Source organism: Paraburkholderia sp. RL18-085-BIA-A (genome assembly GCF_046027075.1).
Classification (GTDB): domain Bacteria; phylum Pseudomonadota; class Gammaproteobacteria; order Burkholderiales; family Burkholderiaceae; genus Paraburkholderia.
In genome coordinates, this window is sequence record NZ_JARESU010000255.1 from 1 (window position 1) to 6506 (window position 6506).

General features: G+C 59.7%; 5 protein-coding genes. All 5 read left to right on the forward strand.

Annotated features, from left to right (window positions below):
- The first annotated feature begins 329 nt into the window (after positions 1-329).
- The 5 genes from P0D89_RS50210 to P0D89_RS50230 all read left to right on the forward strand — a co-directional run bounded on the left by P0D89_RS50210 (position 330) and on the right by P0D89_RS50230 (position 6285).
- Positions 330-1337, forward strand: a complete 1008-nt coding sequence (locus P0D89_RS50210; RefSeq protein WP_408370302.1) for a site-specific integrase — start codon at positions 330-332, stop codon at positions 1335-1337.
- A gap of 2 nt (positions 1338-1339) precedes the next feature.
- Entirely contained in the window at positions 1340-2884 is a 1545-nt protein-coding gene (locus P0D89_RS50215; protein WP_408379249.1) for a site-specific integrase, read from the forward strand.
- Positions 2881-5205, forward strand: a complete 2325-nt coding sequence (locus P0D89_RS50220; protein WP_408370296.1) for a hypothetical protein — start codon at positions 2881-2883, stop codon at positions 5203-5205. The genes P0D89_RS50215 and P0D89_RS50220 overlap by 4 nt, the downstream gene beginning before the upstream one ends.
- Positions 5198-5686: a hypothetical protein gene (locus tag P0D89_RS50225; RefSeq protein WP_408370293.1), complete on the forward strand. Its 489-nt coding sequence runs from the start codon at positions 5198-5200 to the stop codon at positions 5684-5686. The genes P0D89_RS50220 and P0D89_RS50225 overlap by 8 nt, the downstream gene beginning before the upstream one ends.
- A gap of 98 nt (positions 5687-5784) precedes the next feature.
- Positions 5785-6285, forward strand: coding sequence for a hypothetical protein (locus P0D89_RS50230; RefSeq protein ID WP_149676951.1), 501 nt, complete (start codon positions 5785-5787; stop codon positions 6283-6285).
- The last annotated feature ends 221 nt before the right edge of the window (positions 6286-6506 follow it).

Sequence of the window (6506 nt, forward strand, 5' to 3'; positions counted from 1 at the left end):
TCAGTGGTACGTGGAAGAGCGTTGCGGATTTCCCGTTTCTTTCACGAATTCGACGCAACGGCTTCGTACCATTTGGTACCTGATCACTGTTGCGTGAATCAATGGCATTTCTACAGTTGTCGGATCCGCTGGTGCCGCCGCACCTCAGAAGTCCCACGCTGGTGAGCGAAGCCGCCGTTCCGCGATACTGGGCGAACATCTGGTCGATTGTTTCGATGGGTCATCTGGCCGCATCGACCCAGACGGGCAAGCTTCGGTACATTGAAGATCTGTATCAGCATGCGGACCGGTTGCTGGGACCGAGCGGTCTCGATGACGCGCTGGCGGACATGAACGATGCCGCGCTGGCCGATGTGCTCGAATCGTGGTTTGTCTCGATCAGGAACCGGCCACGCATCACGCGAGCCGACGAGCTGCGCTGGCATGCGGGCCTGGGATTTGTGACAGATGTGCTGACGTGGCTTTCCAGGAGCCGCATTCCAGATGACCGGCTACGGGACATCGAGGCGCGCCTGCACAGGCTCTCAACGTTGTACGGCCAATTACACGTCCGGAAAAGCAGGCAGACGGAGATGATCCGCTCGTTGCCTGCCGTGGTGGTCGAGGCGCTATACGATCTGCTGGACCCCGTGTCAAGCCGGAACCCATTCAGGCATGCAAAGACCCGCTGGCGTATTTACATTGCTTTCATTCTGATGTTGCACCAAGGTCTGCGGCGCGGGGAGTTGCTGCTCCTGGCGGCCGACGCCGTCAAGACAGGATTTGACCGAAAACGGCAGACGCTGCGCCACTGGCTCAACGTGCAGCAAAATGAGTACGACGCCGACACGGATGGTTCGATCGACTCGCGCTACTCGAAGCCGAGCATCAAAACAGCCCATTCTGTTCGTCAGATGCCGGTCAGCCCGGTGACGGCGCAGCTGGTTCAGACGTACATCGAGAACTATCGCGGTCGCCCTGGCCACCCCTTCCTGCTCAATTCGCATTTCGACAGCCCGCTCGCGACGGAATCGCTGACGAAAGCGTTTCGCGAGATATCGAACGCGTTGCCTGACGCCGTACGCCGGGAATTGCGCGATCGCACTGGAAAGGCTTCTGTGATGCCACACGACCTGCGCCACACAGGCGCTGTTGTCCGGTTACAGCAGCTGATCGATAACGGCGATTCGATGGATGAGGCGCTTCAGAAGATGCGCACGTTCTTCGGCTGGTCGAAAAAATCTGTGATGCCCTTGCGCTACGCGCGGGCCGTCTTCGAAGAGCGGCTCGCTGACGTCTGGAACGACAGCTTCGATGACCGGGTGGCGTTGCTGCGCGCCATCCCAAAGGGGCTCTGACCATGCGGTCGCCCCATCGTCGCGACGGCGCAGATGTTGCCGTTGAGGCAGGGCAACTGATTATCGATGTGGTCTCGCGACTCCCTGCTCTTCCTCCTGTCATCCGCTACTACGACGAGTTTGATGACGCTACCCGTTCGATACCTGCGCCTGCCGATGCAACGGTGTTCGAGCTGTTGATATACGGGCGACCGCACAGGCTGGACTTCGATCGTTATCCAGGCGCATACGCCATGCTGGTGAAGCAGCTCTTCCTGTATCTGCTGGGGGAAGATCTCCACGTCGTTTCGGCCTTCAAGGCGGCAAGTGGAGCGATGCACTTCCCGGTTACTGAAGTCGAAAAGCTGATCGATGCCGGCCCCCTCAACATTAGCCGCGAATGGACTGTCATGCGCGCACGCGATCTGCCTCAGGACGCGTACCGGTTTGGTAAAACGCTGCTACGGTTGCTTTGTGCTCACCGGCTTGGCGGCTGGTCTCCAACATTTGCGGAATTCATCCGCTCTTCCCTGCCCGGCCCTGCGAGCGACGCCTACGCGGGAGTGCGTTCCGGCGACGTCTTCCTGTCGGCCGACGAAGAGGCTGCGATCGTGCGGCATCTTGACGAGGTGGTTTCGGTTCTCATGTCGCCAGTGAAAACGCCGTTAGCGTACGAGGACGTCTGCGACGCTGGCATGTTGCTGTGCGCCTACCAGTTCGCCATGCGCCCGATCCAGATTGCGATGCTGGGCATGCGAAATGTCCGCATCTGGCAGGATGCGCAGGATGGACCGCCGACGGTTCATTTAACCTTCCATATGGCCAAGCAGCGAAGCGACTCGAAAAGAAAGCCGCTTACACGCCGCGTCAAACGTGAGTGGGTTTCGATCTTCGTTGTGCTCAATACATGGCGACGGTCTGAAGGGGCCGCTGGCGCTGCGCGCTTCTTTACTGTCCAGTCGAACTACGAGGCTGGGGCCCGGATTGCCGCGCTCGTCAGGAAACTGATCGGCTCGGATGACCTCGGTACGGCCACGGATTTGCGGCACACCGCAGCGCAACGGCTCGTTGACGCTGGTGCAACTCATGAGGAACTTGCGGAATTCCTGGGGCATTCGCATGCCCAGAGGGGGCTGGTGTACTTTGCGACATCAGCCTCCCACGCGGAACGGGTCAACCGGGCGCTCGGCGCGTCGGACATATACCGGCGTGTGGCGAAAATTGCGCACGACCGGTTCATCCTCCCGGAAGAGCTCACCCTTCTTAAAGGTGAGCAACAGATCGCTGGTGTCCCTCACGGCATTCCGATTGCCGGTATCGGCGGATGCTCTTCGGGACAGCCGGCCTGCCCCTATAACCCGGTCACGTCGTGCTATGGATGCAGGAAGTTCATGCCGTTGCACGACAGGTCGATGCATGAGCGGGTGCTGGCCGCCATGCGCGAAGTGGTTGTGTTCTTCGACCGGAGCTCCCGCGGCGATACACGGTCGCCGGCCTACCTGCAGCTGCAACGCACGATCGCTGAGATCCAGACGGTCATTGACGAACTGGAAGGCGACGATCAATGAAACCACACTACTGCGCGTTCATCGAGCTGGGCAAAACGCTGGCCCGTGAGAAAGGCCTGTCGTGGGACATGCCTCTCGATGAAACAGGTGCCGCACGCGACGGTGTCGGCTGGAATCTGACCGCTATTGCCAATGACGTTCCGCCACCGACGCATTATCTGCGAGACCTTGGGGCTGATGCGAAGGCGCTGGCGATCATCAACGCAGAGCGCGCCGAGTGCGACCTGACGCCACTGGCACGCCAACCGCTGTCTCCCGCATGGCAGGACCTGGTCAAGGCAGCAGTGGCCGAACAGTTGCTGTTCAAACGGAACACCACCGGACACGTCATGCAAAACATCGCGCGGCCGCTAAGGGTAATTGCTACATGCGTGGACAGGGAGCCATGGCAACTGACCGTCGACGATCTGCGTCTGGCGATCCGCGTCGGAAAGGCGATCCAGGCCACAGGGAAGCTGGGAGACCTGGTGGCCGGCATCATCAAAATAGTGTTCGACGCCCAGCATCTCTGCGATGCTGGTCAGTTGTACTCGTCGCTTGCCGTTCCCCGCATGAAAATGAAAAGTGCGATCAAGGCGAAGCATACCTGGTCGCAGGAGGAGTTGCGCACTGACCTCGATGCGCGCAAGCGGGCTGAGCGAATGCCGGAGCGCCGGGCGTTCTGGGAGCTGACCCGCATCGTGATGACCGAAAAGCCGCGTACGTTCATGGACGATCTGCGGTTCGCCGCGATACGGACAATGATCGTGACGGGGCTCCGTATAGGAGAAGCCACGCTACTACCGGTTGACTGGAAGCGTGAGCGAACTTACGTCGACGTGAAGGGGCGCCCTGCCAGTGAATCCGGTGGCATCTCAACGTCGCTCATGATTCGCCACCTCGCCGAAAAGCAACAGATCGAGGAGTCGGATAGCCGTGTTCTGTTCGAGAATGCCCAGCCTGTTCCAGACATGTTCCGGCAATTGCTTACCGACACGCTCGATCACGTCGCGAAGCTCACGAAGCCGCTGCGCGCGACGCTGAAGTTGCAGTGCGAGACCGGTCGGCTACTGCCCTGGTATCGGGCCAATGACGTCGTGCCGTTCACGGAGGCGTATGTGCGGCTGATGGGCAACCCGTTCTGGCTGGACATCGAGCGCGAGCCGTTCATCGAACGTTATCGGAAAAGGTTCGATCCTGATGTGCTGATCGACCTGCAGCGATATCAGGCAGAAAGACCCGGGAATGGTCCGATCGCGCTGGATATGGCGGTATATCAGTTCGGAAAACGCCTGCTCGACAGGATGCGTGACGGGCAAATCGCATTGCGCTTCCGACGTGCTGATGGCAAGGTCATCGGAGTCCGTGAGCGCATGGGCTGGCATCACACCTACCTTCGCATCGACGAGCTCGAGGAACATATCCGCTCCACGACACCGACGAAGGTCTCAGATACAACGCCGCTGCCACTTGCAGTCGGGGTCTTGCAACCATGGGAATTCCTGTTCGTTCAGCCGAAGCGCTCGCTTGCTGAAGAACGGAACGACGGGCTCTGCGACGTTACGCGTTTCATGGCAGTGAGCCGCCCGGATCCACGCTTTATTGGCATCGGGCTTGGCTACGACAAGGCAGTGCCGTCGTTGTTCGAGAAGTATGGAGAGACCGCCGAAGACAGGGCTTTGAAAATAGAGCCACACATGCTGCGTCACTTGCAAAACACCGAACTGTTCCGCCTGGGCGTGGCCGATACGATCATCTCGAAGCGCTTCAACCGGCGCAGCGTCGCACAGAGCTACGAGTATGACCATCGCAGTCTTGCAGAAGACCTCGACCAGATCGAAATCCCGCAGGACATCGAGGTCATGCTCGGCGAGAAGGCCAGCACGGTAGCCCGGCTCATCAAGGGTGGTAAGGCCAACGGCCCGATCGTTGATGCGTTCCGGCGCATTCAGGCAATAGAGGGCGACGCTGCCGCGTACGAGTACCTGCGCGCCGAAGCGGACGGCTTCCATGCCACGCCGTACGGGCACTGCCTGAATTCGTTCACGGTTGACCCCTGCCCCAAACACCTCGAATGCTTCGCGGATTGCCGCCACCTCTCGGCGACCGATCTGCCGGAGAACCGGCAGAACCTGATCCAGCTCGAGGGCAAGTTCAAGCTCGCGCTGGAAACGATCAAGGCCAGGCCATCGACCAGCACTGGATGGAGGAACCAGCTCGACCACGCGGAGACGCGGCTAGCCGGCGTCCAGAAGCTTCTTGCAACACCATCGGGCAAACGTCCCTTCCCTGACGGCGTTGACCTGTCACTGCCGCGGCAACGTGGAGTACTTGATGACTGAACCGAACGGGTCCGGCAACGACGCAATGCGCGCGATTCTCGAAGCGTTGCTCGCCGATGATGAAGACATTACAGCTCGCGCTGTCGCGCGCTTGCACCCGTCCATCAACGCAGCATCGTCAATTACGCGCAGCGAACCGCGGAGCACGTTGCTCGCTGAATATCAGCAGCGGCAGGCCGCATACCGCCGCTGGCGCGGCCGCGTTGGCAAACGGTCTGGCGCCGACACCGCAGCGTCGCTCACCGACAAGGACATCCGGATTGCAGAACTCGAAGCCACCGTGCAACTGCTGACGGCTTCCCACCTTGCAATGTTGCGCGCGGTTGGCGAACTGGGCGGCTTCAGCAAATGGGCCAGATTCTATGCACAGTATCGCGACGCACGCGACAGACTTGCGAAGCTTGGCGCGATACCTGAGGCGGCAGTATCTTCAATGCCGGCAGACAGCCCGAAGCACCGGGAAGATACAAGGCGGCGATGACTGTCTGCGTGGCGTGATAGTGTTTGCATGATCGCCACAGCCACGAAATGGCTGCGGTTCGGCGGCGGAAGCCGCCTCTCTCCCGAAAGGAGTACGAAATGTCTTACCCACCCTGCTTCCAGACATTGCACGATGAGCCCGGCCCCGTCGGATACCTCGGGCGAGGTACGCATTATTCTGTTTTACGCGTACCGACGTGGCACGACGAACTGATGAACCAGATTCAGTACGGCAGGTTCCTCGACTTCGCAATTATCTGGGACGAAGATCACGACGACCGGGTGCTCGATGCGATCCTGATCATGTACCTCACTGGCCTGCTTGCACCGGTGCGATTCATCGGCGAACGCAAAGGCGTGCTCTCAGTGCTGCTTGCACCCGCAACCGTCAAGACTTGGGACGATGACACGTTCCAGCGATATTGCGAGGACGTCGCCGACGTATGCGCCCATCTTGATGATCCGTGGACAGCAGAAATCAACAACATGGATAGCACACAGCATTCGATCATCCAGGCGCCTGCTGAAAACGTCGCGACCTATCTGAAGAACATCGACATGCTGTGGCAGCTCGGAACGCGGTCTACCCTTCCTGCCTAGGCAGCACGGATTCGCAACAGCATCCGATCATGCGATGCCACGACCAGGCCGCCGCTGTTGCGCAGTCGCACGCCCAACCGCGCAACAGACGGTGCACTTCGGTGATGCAACAGCCCTTCAGCGAATAGCGGCGCCTGTGGATAACTTCCCCGCTATAAATAAAGGGAAGAGTTGAAGAACAAACCTTCGCAACACGATGCCCGAGGTGCCAAGAATCACCA

What these genes read in the sequence shown, in the direction of transcription:
- P0D89_RS50210 (WP_408370302.1), top strand. Translation starts at nt 330, where the DNA reads ATGAACGATGCCGCGCTGGCCGATGTGCTCGAATCGTGGTTTGTCTCG.
- P0D89_RS50215 (WP_408379249.1), top strand. Translation starts at nt 1,340, where the DNA reads ATGCGGTCGCCCCATCGTCGCGACGGCGCAGATGTTGCCGTTGAGGCA.
- P0D89_RS50225 (WP_408370293.1), top strand. Translation starts at nt 5,198, where the DNA reads ATGACTGAACCGAACGGGTCCGGCAACGACGCAATGCGCGCGATTCTC.
- P0D89_RS50220 (WP_408370296.1), top strand. Translation starts at nt 2,881, where the DNA reads ATGAAACCACACTACTGCGCGTTCATCGAGCTGGGCAAAACGCTGGCC.
- P0D89_RS50230 (WP_149676951.1), top strand. Translation starts at nt 5,785, where the DNA reads ATGTCTTACCCACCCTGCTTCCAGACATTGCACGATGAGCCCGGCCCC.